This window comes from Clostridia bacterium (assembly GCA_034926675.1).
GTDB lineage: Bacteria > Bacillota > DTU025 > DTU025 > DTU025 > JAYFQW01.
This window is the reverse complement of record JAYFQW010000030.1, coordinates 1-20171: the sequence shown is the minus strand read 5'-3', so window position 1 is coordinate 20171 and position 20171 is coordinate 1. Positions and strand designations below refer to the sequence as shown.

At 55.3% G+C, this 20171-nt stretch carries 22 protein-coding genes; 2 read left to right on the top strand and 20 right to left on the bottom strand.

The genetic code is table 11. From position 1 onward, the window contains the following. Positions 1-333 precede the first annotated feature (333 nt). Together VB144_09010 and VB144_09005 are read right to left on the bottom strand one after the other, a co-directional pair. Positions 334-744, bottom strand: a complete 411-nt coding sequence (locus VB144_09010) for a type II toxin-antitoxin system HicB family antitoxin (protein ID MEA4883776.1) — start codon at positions 742-744, stop codon at positions 334-336. Between the two features lie 30 nt (positions 745-774). Next, on the bottom strand, positions 775-972 hold the full coding sequence (locus VB144_09005; protein MEA4883775.1) for a type II toxin-antitoxin system HicA family toxin: 198 nt from the start codon (positions 970-972) through the stop codon (positions 775-777). Between the two features lie 215 nt (positions 973-1187). Between VB144_09005 and VB144_09000 the strand changes: the two genes are divergently transcribed. Together VB144_09000 and VB144_08995 are read left to right on the top strand one after the other, a co-directional pair. After that, a complete protein-coding gene (locus tag VB144_09000) occupies positions 1188-1451 on the top strand; it encodes a hypothetical protein (protein ID MEA4883774.1) in 264 nt (87 codons plus the stop codon). Positions 1452-1586: 135 nt separating this feature from the next. Then, a complete protein-coding gene (locus tag VB144_08995) occupies positions 1587-1847 on the top strand; it encodes a DUF6788 family protein (protein MEA4883773.1) in 261 nt (86 codons plus the stop codon). 77 nt (positions 1848-1924) lie between these two features. On the opposite strand, the gene VB144_08990 is transcribed toward VB144_08995, so the two are convergent. From VB144_08990 to VB144_08905, 18 genes are all read right to left on the bottom strand, one after another. Continuing rightward, a complete protein-coding gene (locus tag VB144_08990; GenBank protein MEA4883772.1) occupies positions 1925-2347 on the bottom strand; it encodes a hypothetical protein in 423 nt (140 codons plus the stop codon). Positions 2348-2451: 104 nt separating this feature from the next. Then, complete coding sequence (locus VB144_08985) at positions 2452-3732, bottom strand: MFS transporter (protein MEA4883771.1); 1281 nt, start codon at positions 3730-3732, stop codon at positions 2452-2454. Positions 3733-3850: 118 nt separating this feature from the next. Continuing rightward, positions 3851-5275 (bottom strand): amino acid permease, encoded by a 1425-nt coding sequence (locus tag VB144_08980; protein ID MEA4883770.1) that lies wholly within the window; start codon positions 5273-5275, stop codon positions 3851-3853. Positions 5276-5371: 96 nt separating this feature from the next. After that, complete coding sequence (locus VB144_08975) at positions 5372-6697, bottom strand: hypothetical protein (protein ID MEA4883769.1); 1326 nt, start codon at positions 6695-6697, stop codon at positions 5372-5374. Positions 6698-6948: 251 nt separating this feature from the next. Next, the gene (locus VB144_08970) at positions 6949-8013 is read right to left on the bottom strand and encodes an Ldh family oxidoreductase (GenBank protein ID MEA4883768.1); all 1065 of its coding nucleotides are present in this window, start codon (positions 8011-8013) and stop codon (positions 6949-6951) included. A gap of 44 nt (positions 8014-8057) precedes the next feature. Beyond that, positions 8058-9038 (bottom strand): C-terminal binding protein, encoded by a 981-nt coding sequence (locus VB144_08965; GenBank protein ID MEA4883767.1) that lies wholly within the window; start codon positions 9036-9038, stop codon positions 8058-8060. A gap of 65 nt (positions 9039-9103) precedes the next feature. Further along, a complete protein-coding gene (locus VB144_08960) occupies positions 9104-9820 on the bottom strand; it encodes an ABC transporter ATP-binding protein (GenBank protein ID MEA4883766.1) in 717 nt (238 codons plus the stop codon). Next, positions 9813-10595: an ABC transporter ATP-binding protein gene (locus VB144_08955; protein ID MEA4883765.1), complete on the bottom strand. Its 783-nt coding sequence runs from the start codon at positions 10593-10595 to the stop codon at positions 9813-9815. The genes VB144_08960 and VB144_08955 overlap by 8 nt, the downstream gene beginning before the upstream one ends. Then, on the bottom strand, positions 10592-11566 hold the full coding sequence (locus tag VB144_08950) for a branched-chain amino acid ABC transporter permease (protein MEA4883764.1): 975 nt from the start codon (positions 11564-11566) through the stop codon (positions 10592-10594). Before VB144_08950 ends, VB144_08955 begins: the two co-directional genes overlap by 4 nt. Positions 11567-11591: 25 nt before the next feature. Beyond that, entirely contained in the window at positions 11592-12482 is an 891-nt protein-coding gene (locus VB144_08945) for a branched-chain amino acid ABC transporter permease (protein ID MEA4883763.1), read from the bottom strand. A 136-nt stretch (positions 12483-12618) separates the two neighbouring features. Then, positions 12619-13833, bottom strand: a complete 1215-nt coding sequence (locus VB144_08940; protein ID MEA4883762.1) for an ABC transporter substrate-binding protein — start codon at positions 13831-13833, stop codon at positions 12619-12621. Positions 13834-13963: 130 nt separating this feature from the next. After that, complete coding sequence (locus VB144_08935) at positions 13964-15484, bottom strand: FGGY family carbohydrate kinase (GenBank protein ID MEA4883761.1); 1521 nt, start codon at positions 15482-15484, stop codon at positions 13964-13966. Between the two features lie 44 nt (positions 15485-15528). Then, positions 15529-15999, bottom strand: coding sequence for a flavin reductase family protein (locus tag VB144_08930; GenBank protein ID MEA4883760.1), 471 nt, complete (start codon positions 15997-15999; stop codon positions 15529-15531). A gap of 74 nt (positions 16000-16073) precedes the next feature. Beyond that, positions 16074-16964, bottom strand: coding sequence for a 4-hydroxy-tetrahydrodipicolinate synthase (gene dapA, locus VB144_08925; protein ID MEA4883759.1), 891 nt, complete (start codon positions 16962-16964; stop codon positions 16074-16076). 73 nt (positions 16965-17037) lie between these two features. Further along, positions 17038-17730: a hypothetical protein gene (locus tag VB144_08920; GenBank protein MEA4883758.1), complete on the bottom strand. Its 693-nt coding sequence runs from the start codon at positions 17728-17730 to the stop codon at positions 17038-17040. Positions 17731-17804: 74 nt separating this feature from the next. Continuing rightward, positions 17805-18605 carry a DeoR/GlpR family DNA-binding transcription regulator gene (locus tag VB144_08915; GenBank protein MEA4883757.1) on the bottom strand — a complete coding sequence of 267 codons (801 nt, stop codon included), beginning with the start codon at positions 18603-18605 and terminating at the stop codon, positions 17805-17807. 616 nt (positions 18606-19221) lie between these two features. Beyond that, a complete protein-coding gene (locus VB144_08910) occupies positions 19222-19515 on the bottom strand; it encodes a helix-turn-helix domain-containing protein (GenBank protein ID MEA4883756.1) in 294 nt (97 codons plus the stop codon). Between the two features lie 391 nt (positions 19516-19906). Next, a partial coding sequence (locus VB144_08905; GenBank protein ID MEA4883755.1) for an MATE family efflux transporter occupies positions 19907-20171 on the bottom strand: 265 nt, incomplete at its 5' end.

The window sequence follows — 20171 nt, the reverse complement described above, 5'->3', positions numbered from 1 at the left end:
CCACATCACCCGGGAAGGTCTCCCGGGAGCTGAGGCTGAAACCTGTGGAGGATCGCTTCCATAAGCGGCACTGTGAGCGCTGTGGCCTATGCGGCACATGTACTGATCGGTGGGATCCTGTGGAAGGAGTACAGCCATATCGCGCAGACCATCAGTGAGCTCACGGCAAGCGGCACGCATGATCATGGCGTGGCCACTCAACAAGGATTAGCCAGGAGCGCTGGCCCAAGCAATGGCCAGTGCTCCTGGATCTGCGGCAACGAGGCCACTACAGCCGCCTGGGCGGGTCAATGCGGCCCGTCCCGCCCAGGTCCCGCGGCTTCCGCACCGTCGTCAACGAGGCTCAACTACCCCCAGACGTTCCTTGAGCGCTGATTGCAGAACCTGTGAGAAGTTGACGTTGTTCGACTCTGCCATCGTGTTCAGCCACGCGGGGATCGTAAGCGTTTTCTTTACGGCCCGGCTCTCTATGGCATCGCGTATCAGCAGCATCCATGTGTCGACAAGCATGAGAACTTGCTTTTCGCCGGTTCGGATCATCTCAACCGGAGTGGGCGACGGGATGTCATCGCCGTCTTGTTCCATTCCATACAGGTGCAATCCTAGAGCCTGCCGCGCGTTCCCGAGCGCCTCCTCCGTGGAGTTCGCACAGGGAAGACATCCCGGCAGATCCGGGAATTCGATGGATATGCCGTCTTCAGCATAGGTGAAGATGGCTGGGAAGATGTATCGATCTAATCCCATAGCTAGATCACTGCCTTTCGCTTTGGGGGGCTAGAATCGGACGCCCGACTGCTTTTCGATGGCTTTAAGAGTTCCAACCGGCACATCCTTCTTCGAGTGCGTGACTGTGATTCTGCCTTTCTTTGTTCGATGCCTGAACTGGTGATGATCGCCGACTACGTTAACCAGACACCAGCCGTCGGCCTTGAGCATCCTGATCACTTCCCGGGACGAATAGACATCGTACACACACTTCAGACCAACATTAGCACGTGTAAAGACACGTGTCACTAAGAACAGCCATGGCATCACCGTCCTGATACTGCGGACGCAATGATGCCCATTCGGAGGTGATGCCGGTGGTCAAGTGGAGCAGCGAACAGAGCCGCGGCTCTCATGATAGCTGAGGCGGCCAGCATCTCATCGGCGGCCACTACATCGCTGGAGAGCGCATGCGGGCCGGAATGGATTCCGTAGAGGAGGCGTTGTCCCGTCAAGGCCGGTACAGGACCGTCAAGGAGAACCTGGAGGTCAAGGTGGGCGAGTCGTGGGCGAGGATCAGAAGCCAACTCGAAAGGATACGCATTGTTGAGATCGGGACTCCCGATGGACAGGTCATACAGCGCACGGAGATCAGCGCAGCTCAGAAGGCCATTCTGACCTGTCTGGAAGTCAGCGAACCCAAGAGAATCCACGAAATCAGCCTCAGAACAAGGCCTAACGCGTAGTAACACGACTCCTCGGCCTCGCGTCTCCAATGGCCGATCTATCTGCTGCTACGCGCATTGTTTGCCTACGCGGTGTCGAAGACGGGCAGGCTTATGGGAGCAGGAAACTGTTCACTGCCGGGTTGCTTACCTATCGTGGAGAAGTACAGGAAGTGCGGCAAGCCCGGGTGTAAGTGCACCCACGGAGAGCTCCACGGCCCGGTTCTCTACATCTCCCGCAGAGTAGAGGGAAAGACCCGGTACGACTACGTGCCGAAGGACAGGGGCGATCTGGCAAAAGTGCTGGTTGGGAGGCACACGAAACTGTACCGGGCAAGGGCGCAAATCCAGAAGATCAATCAGGAGCTAACCCAGCTTCCGCACTCACGTGACAAACGCCCACTTCAACGGGGGTGAAAAGCGGAAACTAGTCACTACGTGCTAGACCACGTTTTCATTGGCGCCATGACGGTGTGCGGAAGGTTCAGGGCATCTTAGATTCTGATGTGTTCGGGATCCGGCGCCGAGCTGCGCCGGATCCTAAGGGTTCCTCTATCGGCCGTAGGAAGGACAACTTGGCCCTCGAAATACGTGGACGTAAGGTCGTAGAAGTACACGGTGGCGTCAAGGTTGAACAGATCCCTCTCCCTCAACGCGAGCCCTTTCTCGATCTGACCGCGGCAGGCGTACAGCCGGTCGAGGTTGCGGTACAAGGCGTCGTCGTTCAAACAGGTCAGATCCGCTTCGACGAGATCCGCTATTGCGAGCCTGTCCCAGAAGCAGTTGCCCACATGCGCCGGTCCGGCTTCGCGGCACTCCTCCACCTTGCGAGCAGGAATCAGCCATTCCTCAAGAGGCCTGGGGGCTAGGTTGCCCAGGAAGCATACTGTTCTCCGGCGCGGTCCCTTTTCGGTCATGACCGACCTTCAAGGGTTCAGACATTGGCCGCCTGATTGGGCTAAGGCGCTTGGGGAAACCTGCTTACTGTCTCAGCTGCAGGAGTCTTGCTACGTCATGTCACCTACTGCTCCGCACGTGCCCGGGGGCCTATACCCTGGTCCACGCTCAGAAGGATGACGCTCAGCCATGAGACGAATCCCGCGATAAGGCAAGGCCACATAGAGTGACCATAAGTCGCTCTTGCCCCTACTCCGGCATCGGTGGCCTTTTGTATTATTGCTCCCACAATCGGCGGGACGGCAGCCGCGCCAAAGATCGACATTACGTTTGCTATAGACATCGCCTGTCCCGCCATCTTCGGATGATACGACTCGTTCACAATTGAGAAAGACAGTCCGACTGAGCTCGCTCCCGCTCCCATCATGAAAAGGAGCGCATTACAGACCCAGAGGTCGTACTTGCCTGGCAAGAGGGTCAACGGCACCCATGTGAGTGCATAGAGACCGGTCGTTGCCGCAAGGACTATGCGCCTTGCAGCAAAAGTGCTACCCCTTGTCTTGGTGATCCGATCTGCGAGGCATCCCGCTATAGGAGAGCCTACGATGTAGCCCAAACCTATCATCATGACACTGATGGCTGCCCGCTCTCTCGTCTCGCCATATACACTCATTATGTAGGGTACACCCCATACTCCCTGGAAGGCCGCCTGTGAGCCAAACCTTGAGAACATGAACAAGTTGACCAGCCACAGGTTCCTATCTCGGAGGAACACAGCGGGCCCTCTGCAAATGGATTGTAGAGAAGGACCCTCTACCCGGGCCGCATCATTGCCCGCACACCTCTCCATGTTGCTTCTTCCTGCTCTGTCAACCGCCCAGCATAGTACTGCAAGGCATATGAGCGCCGCTCCCACCGCGACGAACGAGCTACGCCAGCCGATCATCGATATCAACCATACGACGATGGCGGTCCCCAACACCGAGCCTGCGTTGCCAATTGCAATGAAAACCCCGTTGGCAGATGCAAACTTGTCTGCTCCGTAGGCCATTCCTATTGCCTTGACGCCCGGCACGAATACACCTGAAAGCCCCACCCCGACGACAATCCTTCCAAGGAACGCCATGGAGATCGAACGAGCTTCCGCGAACACCCAGGTTCCTATTGCTCCAACCCCTAGGCATCCAGCCACCATGATGAGTGGCGAGAACCTGTCGGTGAGAACCCCTACTAGAGGTTGCGAAGCAGCGCATGCCATGAAGTATGCAGACGACATGAAGCCCAGCTCGACTGTCCCTACATTCAGCTCTCTCGATAGTTCCTCGGTCACCACACCCAGCGAGTATCTTTGGAACACTGCAGCAAAATAGGCGGTGGATAGCAGCATGAAGATGAGGGCTCTCATCTTTCGACATCTATTTCCTTCCATGCCGCCTCACGTCTTTCCCCTTTTAATCGATGCTGCGATAATTCCTGTGCTGCCATTTCGGGTCCAGCGTCTATCAGGCATTACCCCACTGTTATCATCGGCCTTGCCAATCCGGGCTCCTCCTCGCGAGTTCACCCCCGAATATCAACCGCTCGCGCTCGGCCCATGATACTCCGGCCATGGTCGGTTTTGCCACCGCCGCCAGGAGCATTCCGATTATCGCCCATATGAGCACGATCGTCCACTCTGGCAGCTTGAGCGCAGCGGGGCTTATGGGCAGGAAGAGCAGCAGGAATCCGACCGATATGACAAGGGCGATGTAAGCTGCTATACGGCTCATGGAGTAAGGACGCGTGAGCCCCGGTTCCTTCTTCTTCAACACCAAGAGGGCTATTGCCACCATCACGTAGGCCACCGTACTTCCAAGGGAGCTTGCATTCAGAAACCACATGAGAGCATTCTTGCCAAGGAATGGGGCAATGGCGCCCACGGCAAACACCAAAAGGATGCTGAACCACGGAGTTTGGTGCTTTGGATGCAGAGAACTGAATATCGGGGGCAGCAACTTGGCCCTACCCATAGCGAATAGTATCCTGCTTGCCGCTATTATGAACGCGTTCCAACTTGTTATTATCCCTGCTATACCCGCTATTATCATAAACCCGCCCACGATATCGCTATTGAACAGGTTAGCCATTGAGTCAGCTACAGGGATATCATACGTAGCTCTGACTTCACTTGGTGCAGCCATGCCAACGCCAAAGATGATCATCACATACCATAGCGCAGCCAACACGACAGAGAATACAAGAAGTTTGCCGACTACCTTAGTGGGAATGTTCACCTCCTCCGCCACCTGCGGTATGACGCTGAAGCCTAAGTAGAGTGCTGGACACATAAGGAGTACAGACGCAAACCCTGGAGTCGACTGAAATATGGGACCGATATTTGATATGCTCCCCCTAAAGGCTCCTGCGACAAAAAAGGAGATTCCCCCGACTGCGAGAAACAACGTGGCCCAATTCTGAAATCGACTTGCGCTCTTTATGCCGCGGTAGTTGAAATAACACAGGGAACCTCCCATCACGACGCCGACCATAGCCCATGATACGTAGACATCCTGGCCTGCAATGCTCCACAGGTACCCCATCCTTGGTATCTTGACTAGGTAATCCATGGCGGCCACAAAAGCCACGCCTTCGAATGCCACTATCCCCAAGTAGGCGAATGTGATCGCCCAGCCGGAGATCCATGCCGCGAGCGTGCCCATGGCTCTGTATGAGTAAACGAACTCACCTCCCGCGAGCGGGAAAGTGGTTGCCAACTCTGCATACGCTAGCCCTACTAGAGCACTCATGATGCCGGATATGACAAATGCCGCTATCGCCCCTACGAAACCCGCCTGCGAAACCCAGGAGCCGGCCAGCATAACCCAACTCCAACCTATCATAGAGCCAAACGCAAGGCTCAACACGTCTTTCCTGCCAAGGACTTTGGCCAGACTGACGTCTTCCTTCATTCTTAATCCCTCTCTTCGGTGCGCGAACCCGGTTCTATAGGTACTCAGAGAAGCTCATCTGTCTGGCCTGCCACGCTTGTCTCTCCCAACTCGTATCTATAGGTCTACCTTTTCTACTCCAAAAAGATCACAGAAGACAGCTAGCTGTTTAGTGAGATCCCCTTCGTGGATAAGGACATGGTGATCAGTACCGGCGTCCAGCAACCCGTCGAAGAAATCCTCTACCGCGATTCTGGGCCTGAACTTTGCTACCAGCCTGTATCCGGCATCCTCCCATTCGGCCTGGTTAGCCTCTTCAATAGAACCCGTAGTCACTGACAACCTGTAAGCTCCGTTGCCGCCCCTTATGCTTGCGAGTGTGACGACAGGAGTAGGCTTGTACTTTAGTCCTACGAACTTGCCCGTCTTGGGTATGTATGCAGTGGATACATCACCCGCCAACGAGTGTGCACTACTGCCTCCGTGGGCAAGGTATAACCCGTTGGATGCTACGTCGTAGCCACCAGCTTCTGCAAGCGCTGTGATCCCGGGCGCCATCTCGTTGAGAGCTAGCATCATCGTCGCGTGCCCGATATCGCCTTCCGTCTCCACAACGAACCCTTCGTCGGCAAGCCACGAAGCGGGGACATTGGTAAGCCCTATGTAATTGGGATAGCACTCTGCCGCAACCGCAGTTAACCCATAGCGTAACGCCAATTGCTTTATTCCCAAATACACCTTGGTGTACCAAAGAAGGCGCTCATCATCTGCAAGGCACTTGCCCAGGCGGTCCTTGCGGATCGTGTTCAATGCGTCAAGGGCTGCGCTTTCGCTCTGCGCCTCCGCAGCACCTATGAGCTCCTCCATCTCGATATGGACGATGCTGGCGCCGAACTTCTCCGAGAAGTCCCACTCCTCAATCGTCGAATCCTGAGGTCCTGCTACGCGCCACGTTTGCCTCGGGCCGATCAGGGCCACACGGGCCTTCTTCACCGCGCGGTGCGCCCTTGCCGCCGCGGCGTATATCGCAAGCCTGTTCTGGAGGGCCTTGTCGCCGGGCAGACCGTACAGGTAGCGGCAGCTCATGCCACGCTGCTTCAGGACGCTCCCGAAATGCTGCACGCACGCCAACGAGAACGTGTTTATGTAGGGAACCGCCCACATCACCATGGGGCAGTCCATGGCAGACTGGAGTGCGAATTGCAGTGAGTCGAGCACCCAGCTTGCGTGGATCACGAGCACAAGATCAGGCTCGCCTTTTGAGATCAGTGCCCCTTCCTCCATCGCGTCCGCAGGGTCCCATACAGTCTTGGATGCCGCCAGCACTTCGTAGCCGGCGTTCACCAACATATCCTTGGTCGCCCTGGTCAGATCGTCAGCCCTCTCGCCTCCGCTTTCGAAATGGCTGGCCACCACCATCAGCCCAATCCGCGTCTTCCTCATATCGATTTCCTCCCACTATGACAATCGCATGTCGCCGGCGCAGCCCGCCCCTGCTGCCTTGGGCCCGTCACTGCCGTTCGTCGGCTGCGTCCCTCTTCAGTTCAACGCTGTTCCACCGCATCTGTCATGGCTCTTCCTGTGCCCCGTCCACTCCCCGTCACAATGGTCACACGATGATCTAGCCTCATCATGAACCCTTCTCCACGCCCTGCCCGTATGATACCAGCCGAGAGGCGGCAAGCTGGGCGGGTCTACAAGGACATGTCGAGGTCTAGTTTCTGCTCGCCTGCGAGCCTGACGAGGCCCTTCCATCCATGCTCGGGTATGGCGACTCCGCTCTCTGCGGACCTGTGCTGCGTATCGTTCTCCATGTCCCCTGGCATGAACAGCCGTTCCGTTCCTTCAGCCCTCCCGCCTTCGCGGAGCTCCCTACCGAGTGAGCTGACTCGGGCCTCAAATGTGCCCAGCTCCTGGAACCGGGATACATCAATGGATAGGAAGAAATGCCCCTGCAGCGCCCTCTGGTCGGGATGTAGTATGAAGTCTCGCAGTTCCTTGGTCACACCTGCCCCTGGCAACACCGAAGAAAGAATCTCAGCCATGACGGCCAGACCGTAGCCCTTGTACCCGCCGAATGGGAACACCGCCCCACCCCTCGAAAGGACGTGCACGTCTAGCGAAGGCCTGCCATTCTCGTCCACAAGCCAATCGCTGGGCATCACACCGCCGGAATTAGCTATGTTAATCATCTTTCCCACCGCTACTACGCTGAGAGCCATATCCAGGACTACAGGGGCTCCATCGGCGGTCGGCACTGCTATGGCTACGGGGTTGTTCCCGACCGCTGGGCCGCGCCCTCCGGGCGCCACTAGCACCGGCGTCGCATTGCTTATGGCAAACCCTATCTGTCCGGCCGCAGCGCACATCATGGCGTAATAGGCGCCGGCGCCGAAATGGTTGCTGTTCTTGACGCACACTACCGATACACCGTGTTCTTCTGCGAGCTCTATGAGCTTCCTCGTTGCCTTTACGGATACCACCTGGCCCATTCCGTAACGCCCGTCTATGAGGCAAGTCCCACCTGATTCCCTAACTACGGCGACCTTTGCCTTAGGGTCTGAACCGCCTTCCCGCATCTGCCTCACATATGAGGGCAATGCTACGATCCCATGTGAGCTAACGCCCCTCGCATCCGTCTCGACCAGCACATCGGCAGCAATCGCCGAGTCTTCGGCAGACATGCCTATTGACACAAGTATGGCTCTTACTATCTTGATGAGCCTTTCAGCAGGCACTAGCAACATCGGTACACTCATTCTACCTTCCCCCAAATCGTCGACGCTTGATCAGCTGAAACGCCTTATTCAACGTATCTGACTTCTACCTTGTTAACCGCGTATTTGGGACGTCTGCCCTCCAAAGCATCGCGCACATTCTCCGCTACCTTCCGCTTAAGCTCGGCCCTCGCTTCCTCGCTGCACCAGCCGACATGATCTGTCAACACGCAGTTGTCAAGCCCGATTAGCGCATTCCCGGGCTCAATCGGTTCATGTTCCAGCACGTCCAAGCCTGCACAACCTAAAGCCTTCCTCTTCAGAGCATCTGCAAGCGCCTTCTCGTCGACAATCGTGCCTCTAGAGGTATTGATCAGGATCGCCGTAGGCCTCATCAGCTCTAGCTCCTTCTCACCAATCAAGCCCTGCGTAGCGTCGTTCGCCGGCATGTGTATGGAGACGAAATCAGCTTCCCTAAGTGCAGTTGTGAGGTCGACCTGCTCAGCGCCTAGTTCCCTTACCACTTCCGCCTTCACGTACGGATCGTAGACGAGAATTCTCCCAAAGCCAAATCCCATGATCTTCCTTAACAGACAACGCGCAATCGTTCCGAAGCCCAGAAAGGCAAACACTTTTCCAGCTATGCGATGGATAGGAGCACCCTTTATGTCCCACATGCAACTACGAACCATCCTGTCGCGGTAAGCTATCTGCCGAGCGCAAGCCATCATCAACGCAAGTGCGTGGTCAGAGACTTCCTCCGCGCAGTAGTCGGGGACATTGGCTACATAGATGCCCTTCCTTGTGCATGCGTCGACATCCACATTGTCGTACCCCACCCCGTACCTTGATATGACTCTGCATTTGCTCAGGTTCTCAACTACCTCAGCTGTTATGGGAGCATATTCAGTGATTATGCCGTCGGCTTCTTTGCAGAGTTCGATTATCTCCTTGGGATCTTTGCACTCCGAGACCGTTAGCTCGCCCCCGATCCTTTCGAGGACTTCACTCTCAATGTCGTAGCTTCTGTTTGCGTTGTCAGTCATAGCGACTATCTTGTACCGCATCTCGTGACCTCCAAGTGTATCTCGGCGTTAGTGCATCTGTGCCAACGTTAGGCTGTCAGTGGGGATCAACCTCCAAGGTAGGCTTCCTTGACCTTCTCGTTCCCCCTCAAGTCCTTGCCCGTCCCAGTGATGGTCACCTTGCCGCCTTCCAGAACATATCCCCTGTCTGCCAGGGAAAGCGCTAGGTTGGCGTTTTGCTCGACCAGAAGTATCGTCGTACCCTGCTCATTGATGGTCTTTATGGCTTTGAATACGTCCTGAACTATGACGGGTGCGAGACCCAAGGAGGGCTCGTCCAGCATCAATAGCTTCGGCTTACCGAGAAGTCCCCTCGCCAAGGCGAGCATCTGCTGTTCTCCACCGCTAAGGCTCCATGCCTTCTGATTCGTCCTCTCCTTGAGCCTTGGGAACAGCTCTTGCATGGCTTGGATGTCCTTTTCCACCTCACGGGCCGATGCGCCCATCTGCCTCCGACCACATGCGCCCGACAATAGGTTTTCGCGTACAGTGAAATACGGGAACACCTGCCTGCCCTCTGGGACCATCGATATGCCCTGCTTTGCGATCCAGTCGGTATCCTTGCCGTTCAGCTGATGACCATCGAAAACAACTGTCCCTTTTGTCGGCTTCTGTAGCCCGATTATGGTTCGCAGAGTGGTCGTCTTGCCGGCGCCGTTCGCCCCTATGATCGCGACCACCTCGCCTTCGTTAACTTCGATGCTCACCCCGAACAGTGCCTGGATCTTGCCGTAGAACACCTCTATACCTTCTACCTTAAGCATATGTGGTCACCTCACCCAGATAAGCCTCGATCACTTGAGGGTCGTTCTGTACTTCCTTCGGAGTGCCCTCTGCGATCTTGGCCCCGAAGTTGAGGACCGAGATGCGGTCGCACAGCCTCATGACCATCTTCATGTCATGTTCTATTACCAGTACAGTGACACCAAGATCCCTGATGCGTTCGATGATCTCGAGGAGTTCGTCTTTCTCAACAGGGTTCATGCCGGCTGCTGGTTCGTCAAGCATCAGGAGCTTCGGGTGCGAAGAAAGTGAGCGTGCTATCTCCACGAGCCTCCTCGGCCCGTGCGCCAGTCCATCCGCCATCTCATCACCAGTACCCTCGTAGCCCACGAAGCTGAGCCACTTCTCTGCTTCTTCAAACGAAGCCCTCTCCTCTTCCCTGAAAGACTTGTCCCTGACCAGCGATCCGAATACGCCCGACTTCATCTGGCAGTGCCGCCCGACGACCACGTTCTGCTTGACCGTCATGCCATCGAAAAGGCGGGAAGCCTGGAAAGTACGACTCATCCCCATGCCTATCCGTACGTGGGGCTTCTTGTCATCGAGCTTATCCCCTTGGAAGGTAATCTCTCCTTTGGCATCCATGTAGAGGCCCATCACAACGTTAATGAACGTGCTCTTTCCGGAGCCGTTGGGGCCGATCAGACCCCTGATCTCACCCCGCTCGATTCTCATATCTATGTCCCTAAGGGCAACCAGCCCTCCGAAATTCTTGGTCAGTTCTTTGGTCTCAAGTATTGCAGCCATCGCGATCATGCCCCCCTTCCTACAGATCTCTTCCGTTGTTGAGGGGCTATTCTAGCCATTATCCTAGCTATTCCGGCCCTGGCAAGTCCGTCGAGCCCCTTAGGCAACCACAGCGCAACGAGGACTATGATCAGCCCGTAGAAGGCCATCGCATAGTCGGAGAGGAACCTCATGCTCTCCGAAAGCGCCTGCAGGCAAAACGCTCCGATTACCGGACCCCAAACAGAGCCTGAGCCTCCAATCAGAAGCATCGACACCAACAGCGTCGACGTCGAACCGGCGAATGTATCTGGGGCGATATATCCCTGCAAAGCAGCGAATAGCGCACCCGCCATTCCGGCCATCGCAGCGCTGAGAGCGAACGCCAGAACCCTATAGTAGTGTACATTGACTCCGCACGCAGTTGCCCCGATTTCATTGTCCCTCGTGGCCTGTATAGCTCTGCCCACTCTCGATTCCTTGAGACGCGAGAAAGCCCATATAGCAAGGATGAGCAATCCCATTGTTACGAAGTACTTCCCTAGTCTTGTATCGAAAACGAAGGAACCAAAGGAAGGCGGAGGGATGTTGGGGAATCCGTCAGAACCACGCGTAACCTTTATCCAGTTGGTGAGCACAAGAACAACTATGATGTTGAAGCCCATTGTGGTAACGCATAGGTATGTGCTCCTTACTTTGAGGCTAGGTATACCTAGGGCTACGCCTGCCAAACCGCTCACCAGCCCCCCTGCGATCAGCGCGGCTATGAAGGGCATATGAAGCCTCACGAGAAGGTTGGCAGCGACGTAGGCGCCTATTCCCCAGAACGCGGCATGTCCCAGAGAAAATACGCCTCCGAGGCCCATGATAACGTTCAGGGAAATGGCCAATATGCCATAGAGGGCGCCCATGGTAATCACATAGATGGCATACTCCGACTTAACAACTAGAGGTACAAGCAGAGCTACGGATATTGGCAGTAGCACGTATCTAGATTTCATGATCCTGACTCCTTAATCGTCTCATCTAGACCTTCGTTGCGTGTTGTTCGCCAAATATGCCAACCGGCCTGACGAGTAGGAAGCATATTAGGAAGAAGAATCCCCACGCATCCCGATATGCTGACGAGAGGAAGAAGGCCGAGTACGTCTCAACTAGGCCTATGAGGATCCCGGCAAGCAGAGCGCCCGAAACCCGTGGGCTAAAGCCACCGAGCACCGCCGCCGCGAATCCTTTGGTGGAAAGGTCAAGTAGAAGCGGGGATACGTAGAAGATCGGGCCTGCCATGATCCCAGCGATGGCTGCAAGCATCGTGCTTGCCGCGAAGGTCAGCCTGATAGACTGCCGGACCGGGATCCCCATGAGGCTCGATACCTCTTTGCTCTGGCCAACGGCCCTCATCATCAGGCCCCATTGCGTCCTGTTGAGTAGGATCTGGAGCACTATCAGGGTGATGGATACCACACCGATTATGAGCAGGCTTTGGGTATTGAATACGAGATCCCCAGCCCTTATGGATGCCTTCGATATGAAACGAGGCAGCATGTGAGGCAGCTTGCCCCATATGTGGGGCACTGTCTCACTAATCAAGATGCCAGCGGCCAATGCCACCAACGTGAATCTCGATGACTTCTCCATGCGGATCGGCTCATACAACAGACGGCCGAAGATCGCACCTACGATCCCCATTGTCGGAATCGCGCATAGTGCAGCGAGGATCATCGAATTGCCTAATCCGGTGAACCACCTGGCAAATGACAGGCTGACATACGCGCTTAGCATAACAAGCGAGCCCTGGGCATAATTGAGGCCACCGGTAGCGTTGTAAATCAGGTTCATCCCGAGCGCGATCAGCCCGTAGATGGCGCCCATCGCTAGGCCGCCTATTGTAAGCTGCAGGATAATGGAGATGTCCACAGTTTGCGATCCTCCTTTGAGGCCCGGAACGAGGCCTTTAGTGGCCAAGGCCTCCAAAGAGCCCCGTTCCATCACTTGTTCACACTAGACTCGATTTTCCAGTGTTCTGTGCAACGTCATAGCGCTCTGGGTCTGCTCACTTGTACTCGACGAACTTGACGAACTCGTGAGCACCGCTCTTGACCTTCACGAGCACCATCGAGTGGGCGAGATCCTGGTTGGCATCGATGTCGTACACCTTCGTCGTACCCTCGCTGAAGTTATGGATTCTGACCATAGCTTCCCTGATTGCCTGGCGGGCTTGCTCCACGGGCATTATCTGTTTCTTTCCGTTGTAATCGCGGACTACTCCAGCTTTCCTCATCGCCTCGGCTATGATCAGGCAGCTGTCATAGGGCCACTGCTGGTCGCTGTCTGCCGGCTTGCCATATCTCCTGATAGACTCTTCATTGAAGTACTTGACCCACTTGCCCTCGGCGATTGGTGTATAGTCAAGTATCGCGTAGATGCCTTCGGCCTCATCTGCGGCTAGGGAGAGCGTAATCGAGAGGCTTCCGTAAGCAGGGCATCCGACCACCTCAACGTTTACTCCCAGTTCCTTCATCTGTCTCAGGATGACAGCGTTATCCGAGGGGTTGGTGCTCCAGGAGAATATGCAGGTCGCGCCGGTTTTCTTGATGGCGAGAAGCTGTGCTGTGTAGTCTTTCGAGCTCTTGGCGAATTTCTGTGGATTGAGGACCTCAATGCCGTACTTCTCCTTGAGGACCTTGGAGATCTGCTGGAATCCGCCTACTCCGAATGCTTCGTCGCTGTAAAGGGCCGATATCTTCTTGTGCTTCAGATCCTCGACCATGAATTTCGCGACAATGCCGGCGTTGAGTTTGTCGTTGGTCCTGGTGCCAAACATCCAGGGGTTCTTGAGTTCCCTTACCGACCAGGCCGAACCGCCAAACACGGCGGGGCACTTGGCGGCGAGTATGGTCTGGCTGACCGCGTGGTTGAGGGTGCTATAGTCCGAGCACAGGGTTGCGATGACCTTGTTCTCGTACAGGAGCTTGTTGATGGCGGCGACGGCGCCGTCCTGAGTGCCCTTTGTGTCCTCATAGGCTGCCTTCACGGGTACCCCGTTTATGCCGCCTTCAGCGTTGATCTTGTTCAGGGCTATTTCCATACCACGCCTCATGAGCTCCCCAGACATGGCGGAAGAGCCTGTGAACGGGTTGATCGCGCCTATCTCGATCACCTTGGGAGCAGGCTGCCACTCCCATGCGTCGTCTCCAGCAGAGACGCCCATGACCATAGTGGTTGCAAGCAGGACCGTTATTACGAGTACTAGCCCTCTCTTAAGCATTGTGTGATCCTCCTTCTCGTTGTGTGGTAAGTAGCACCGGACTTTCTACACCCGAGACTAGCCTGGATTCGCAACACTCTAGCCATTCCTTGCCTTCGATCACCTGCCCTCCCCTATCCGCAAAGCACGATTACTCCTTATCGAATGTACTCAGAAGCGAATTGTAAAGGCCTATGTATCCATCAAAGGCCTTGTCATACACTTTGGCGTTATTAGGATCCGGCTCAATCTTGTCATCGATGGCGACAACCTTGGCCACTGCGTCCTCGACACTCTTGTACGTACCTGTCGCAACACCGGCCAGTATCGCGGCGCCCAAGCAGCCTGCCTCCTCGTTCTTCATGGTATATAAGGGTCGCTGTATGACATCCGCTTTGATCTGCCCCCATACCTTGCTCCTGGATCCTCCTCCGAGCGAACGTATCTCGCTTGGGCGGATGCCCTTTCCCTCTAGCACCTTCAGGCTGTTCCTTATGGCGTAGGCTATTGCTTCCATGATCGCCCTTACAAAGTACGGTCTCGTATGGTGCAGCGTGAGACCATAGAAAACACCCTTGGCCTTGGGGTTGAACTCGGGCGCCCATGCGCCCTGCAGATGCGGCAGCATCATAAGGCCGTCGCTGCCAGGCGCCACCTGGGCCGCCTCTCTGCTAAGGATGTCGTAGGCGTCCATACCTGAAAGGGAACCAGCGGTCATCTCTGGCTGACAGAAACCATCCCTGAACCAGCGAAGAACCATCCCGCCCATGGTGCATGTATGGGCGAAGTATGAGTCGGGCATCCCATGATAATGGAGAGGAAGGTTGCCGTCAGGGTCGAAGAAAGGCTCGTTCACTGTGGCACAGATTGCGAGAGCGGCTCCGGTGTTGACCGAAACAATACCTGGTTTGATGTTCCCTACTCCTATGGCTCCGCATGCTTGGTCAAGCGCCCCAGTGGTCACTATCGTTTCAGAAGAGAGTCCTAGCTCAACTGCAACATCGGACTTGATTGGGCCAACTATCTCACCCGATTCTCTTATCTCAGGGAGGTTGTCGTCGCCTATGCCTATGTACCTGAGCATATCGGGCCACCAGGCTTTCTTCTGGAAGTCCCAATAGGCAGTGGTGCATATGAGCGAGCCTTCGCATACGAAGCTGCCAGTCATGCGATAGATGAAATAGTCCTCCAGAAGCAGGAACTTGGCAGTCCTCCGGAACAACTCGGGTGCGTTCCGCCTGAGCCAGAGGATCTTGGATGAGGGCCATATCGGAAGCGATTTTACCTGTCCCGTCACGCTCCAAGTCTCTTCGCTGCCGAAGTTGAAGTGCCTTGATAGCTCTGCCGCCTCGTCCTGTGCTCTGTTATCTAGCCAGACTATGGCGTTCATGAGGGGGTTGCCATCGTTGTCTATCGCCACTAGTGTTTCGCCTTGGGCAGAAATGCCCAGAGACTTGATCTCGGATGGCTTTACCCTTGACAACGCCATGACTTCACTGAGGCCATCCTTAAAGGCCGACCAGTAGGTTTCTGCCGGGAGCTCCACCTCGAGGGGCGTGGGCGTTATGAGCTTATACTCCCTGGAGGATTTCGCCACTGCAGTCCCGTCGGTGCGGAAGAGCATTATCTTTAGAGCTGTGGTTCCAAGATCCAGCGCCAGGATGTACTCCATCAGTTATTCCCCGTTTCTCCGCATCGTTAGCCCGCATGGCATGATCATCTCTTCCCGAAGAACCTCTCGACGTCATACGCCAGAACATCTGCGTTCGAACTGCGGGCAGCGACAACTTCGCCTACGAAAAGCATGCAGTTGCCAATGTCGAACGTATGCACCAGCCGGCAGTCCAGATAGGCGGCGCAGTCACTCACGATGGGGGCTCCAGTGCTCTCATAGATTATGGGAAGATCGGCCAGCCTTTCGGTATTACGACCGGTCCCGAAACCGCATCTTTGAGCCAGCTCGAACTGGGTGTCTGTGAGTATGTTCACCGAGAAGCATTTGGCTTCCGGGATTAACTCGCTCGTGTAGTGGGTTTTCCCTATAGCTGCCAGCACCATGGGAGGCTCCCTTGACACTTGAGTCACCCAGGCCGCCGTCATTCCGTTCATGTGCTGGGATGTCTTCACCCCGATGATCTGCACCCCGTATGTGATGCAATCAAGTGCTGCGGCAATCGAGTCAGACACTTACAGATACCTCCGCTTGATTCTGTGAACAAGGTCCAGGCCTGGATGGTGTGCCGTCCAGGCCCGGACAGGTTCTAGGAAAGCAATCCGGCGTATGCGAGAGCCTTCCGGATGGCCTCGGCCTCTTCCGACTCCACAGGTAGGAGGGGCAGGCGAGGCGGAGTGCTGGGATGCCCGAGCTGGCGAACCGCCTCTTTGATTTGGGCTGGGAAATTGAACGATACATTTATGCAGTTCGCTATAGGTAGGAGCCTGAAGTATAGCTCGCGGGCTTCGTCCATCCTGTTTGCCTTCACTAGCTTCTGCAGCTCCACTACCTGTGCGGGCGCTATATTAGCAAGCCCTAGGATTGCACCCTTGACTCCCATCGCAAATACCTGAAGGGTAAGGTCATCTGCGCCAGACAGGATGCTGATCTTGTCGCCGAAACGCCTGTATATCTCGGAAAGATAGCTCATGTTGCCGCTGCTGTCCTTCAGACCTACTATGTTCTCCAACTCTATGAGCTTCTCGAGCGTGTCGGCATCTACTTCCTGCCTTGTCGGAGGAGGCAGGTTGTAGCAGAGCACGGGAATTCCGACCTTGGCGATCTCGGCATAGTGTAGATACAAGCCCTTCTTGGTGGGCCTGATGAAGTAGGGGGTTATTACGAGTGCGGCGTCCGCGCCGGCATCCATCGCGTCCTTTGTGAGCACCAGCGTCTCCCTCGTGGTCGGGGCGCCTGTGCCGGCTATGACTTTACCGCGGCCTCTCACGGCCTCTGTGACAGCGTGGATCACATCTTTACGCTCATCGCGAGTAAGGCTTGCCGCTTCGCCGGTAGAACCGTTGCATAGGACGCCCGAGCAGCCTGAGGACATGAAGAACTCGACTAGTTTCTTCGCACCCTCCAGGTCAGTCTCTCCGCTCGGCTTGAAGGGTACGACCATCGCGGGGTAGATGCCTTCGAACTTGATCTTCTTCATCTGACTACCTCCTGCAATTCCCGATTCCAGTGGCACATAGACCTCTATAACCTGCCATCTCAGTCGTCAGCCGCTATCGGCCGTTAGGCCCGGCATCCTTCTGCATGTAAGCAACAACAGCTTCGACCTGGTTCCTAAATGAACCTCCGGGCACGAAGCTGCCGTTGAAGAATGCGCTTCCTATGGTGAATCCCCAAGGACTCATGTCTTTCATCAGGTCTAGCCTAGAGTAGCTGTCTATGCTTCCGGCGATGATTATTGGTAGATGAACCTGTCGCATGAACTCGCGTGTGAGTGTGACGGGATCCTCCTCTTTGTGCCTGAAGGGAATGAGGTTTATCCCGTCGACGCCGCTCTCCTGTAGCCTTACGCCTTCTGCTATGATCTCTGCTCTCGTTCCGACCATCACGCCCGGCATGTTGCGCCTCTTGCCACAGAACGGATAGTACCTGATCTTGTTCTGCCTAAGCCGCTCCAGCACCGACGGATAGTACACGGTCCCCGTCAGATTCTCTATCCCGCATTCGATTGCTAGATCGACCGAACGCAAACAATCCTGTTCTTCATAAGCCACGACTTCAAAGATCACTGTCTTGCCCAGATCCTTGAATGCTTTCACTAGCTCCTTCATTTTGGGGGCGGCCAGCCCCACATCCTTCAAACCCCAATACTGCACTGGTAGGTCGCTGCATCCCTTGAACACATCCATGGCGTTTTCCACAGTCTTGTCATGATGAGTAAGCATAACTATCATCCTTGGTGCCATTGCGCAAGAGCCCCTTCCCATCAAACGACTCATCGCTGCGATACTGTGCTACAGCAATGCGCACATATTGGTTCCTATTCGTGTTTCGTCAGGTTTGGCGCTATGATCACTTTGATCCCATGGCTGCGAAGCATCTCGCACTGCTCCTCGCTTGTGTTACTGTCAACCACCATTGTGGTCACTGCAGAGAGCGGGGCGATGCTTATGGGTCCTACCTTCCCCATCTTCGAATGATCGGCGAGGACAATGACTTCCTGTGCGGCTCGTATCATAGCCCTCTTTATCTCTACCTCGTCAAGGTTGTAGTCTGTGATGCCCTTTACGGGGTCTACGCCCGACACGCCTATGAACGCTTTGTCGGCATTTATGTTATGCAAGGACTCCTCGACCATCTTCCCGACGCATGACAGTTCGGACTTCCTTAGTGTGCCTCCCAACAGGATAGTCTGCACTTCAGGTCTTTTCGCCAGCTCCAGCGCATTAGGTATCCAATTGGTCATTACCGTAAGGTCTCTTATGGGTGTAAGCGCATGTACCAGGCTTAGGAAGGTTGTACCCACGTCAAGGATGATCACCTCCCTATCGTTCAGGAGTTCTACAGCTGTCCTCGCAATGGCCTCCTTTTCGCTTACATTCTCCCTGGCCCTGATCAAGTAGAAAGGTTCGTGCTCGCTGTACCACACCGGTTCAGCTCCGCCCCTTGTTCTCACGAGCTGTCCCCGAGCTTCCAGGTGTTCAAGGTCCCTTCTGATGGTCATGAGTGAGACGCCGAATCTGTTGCTCAGAAACTCAACAGTCAGCGGCTTCCCATCCATTATCAGCTCGGAAATCCTTCTATGCCTTCTATCTTTTTCTGTTCTCTCCACGTTAGCCATGCACTCTACATCCTATCCTTTAGTACTTTGCCTATCATGGAAAGGTACAGTGTTCGCTAGATGTTCATTATTGGCCTCTGCGAACATCATACAATCATATCGACCGTTAGTCAATGCCTGGAACTGATGAATTGATTCTCCAAGTCCCCTGAGGATTCTCAGCCAGCGTTCGACGCATTACCCGTCCATGTGAATGCACAGATGTGTGGCTTTACGAATGCCGTACGCCGCAGATTGCTGGGCGCATCAGCCCGAATCGCGTTACGTGTGCATATGGGAGGTAGGATTCTGCTCCATTCGAAGCTGGATCGTTGCTAGTTTGGTGTTCGTATATCCGTTCATTTGTTGTTCGATATTGTGCGTTATCACCGCAGCTTTCGCTTAAGTGCGTGGTAAATGCGGCTGAGATGCGCACGCATGAACGCGCGTGCGTGTGTTTGATATGTTCGCACAGCTATGTAGGAACCTCCGGTGTACTGCAGAAGAGCTGCCGGACTCGATAGGCTTGCTACGAGTCAGGCAGCTCTCATGGTGTATGCGAAGGACTTCCTTCGCCTGTGCTTACGGCCACTCTATTACGCGCGACATTTCGGTCTGGAGTCGAAAGTACTCCTGCCTACTCAGGCGAGCTGCAGCCCAGAGCAAACGCGTGTCCAAGCTCGGAAAGAAGCTTGAGGACGTCCTCATGGATGGCGGCTTGGGCGGTCGCCGAAACCTTCGGCGGCCTGCCGCTGCGAGGTCTGTCGTCGAGACAGTCGACCCCGTCGCGTTCATGGCGCTCGATCCACTGCCTGACTGTGTTTTCAGAGGTGTCGAACACGCGCGCAATCTCCGCGATGCAGTAGCGCCTGTTCGACACGAGCACCATATGCGCCCTCTGCGACACCCGTCCTACAGCAGTACGTCTCATAGTCTCAAGGACGCGGACCTCATCTTCGTCGAGTTGTCGTACGAATCGCATCTGAGTTACGCCTCCCCCGACGCCCAACAGGCGTCTAGCAGGGGTCAGAATGCAAACTGGCGTATCACGCAAAGACTAATTGAGAACTACTTAGAGAAACCAACCCCCACGCTGATGGATGGACAATCCATCAGCTGTAAGGAGAAAGGAGTTTCTTGAGGCGGTCATTGCTGAGTGCATTCGAAAGACGAGCTTCTGTTACGGAGAGTAACTCAGGCAAGTCCCGAGAGCACTGGACGTGTCAAGGCAGTAATTGAGAACAGCTATTTGACGCTTACCCTCGGCTGGTGGGCGCAGGCAGCCGTGTACCCGGCGAATGCTTGCACCGCAGGTGCAGGTCTTATGCCGTCAGGGGTTCTGAAGATGGGATGAGGGATTTATCTTGCCAGGCGCCTCGGCGGTACCAAAGGTAGGTGGCCACAGCCCCAAGCACCCAGCTTATGAGGAGCGCAAAGAACAGCGCATCAGGCGATCCTGCAGGGTACGTTTGGCTCCTGGTAAGCCACGCCCATAGATACGCTAGTGGCACGCGTATTACTACAGTAGTGAACATTGAAATCCACATGGAGGGCATGGTGTCGCCGGCGCCGCGCATGATGCCACTG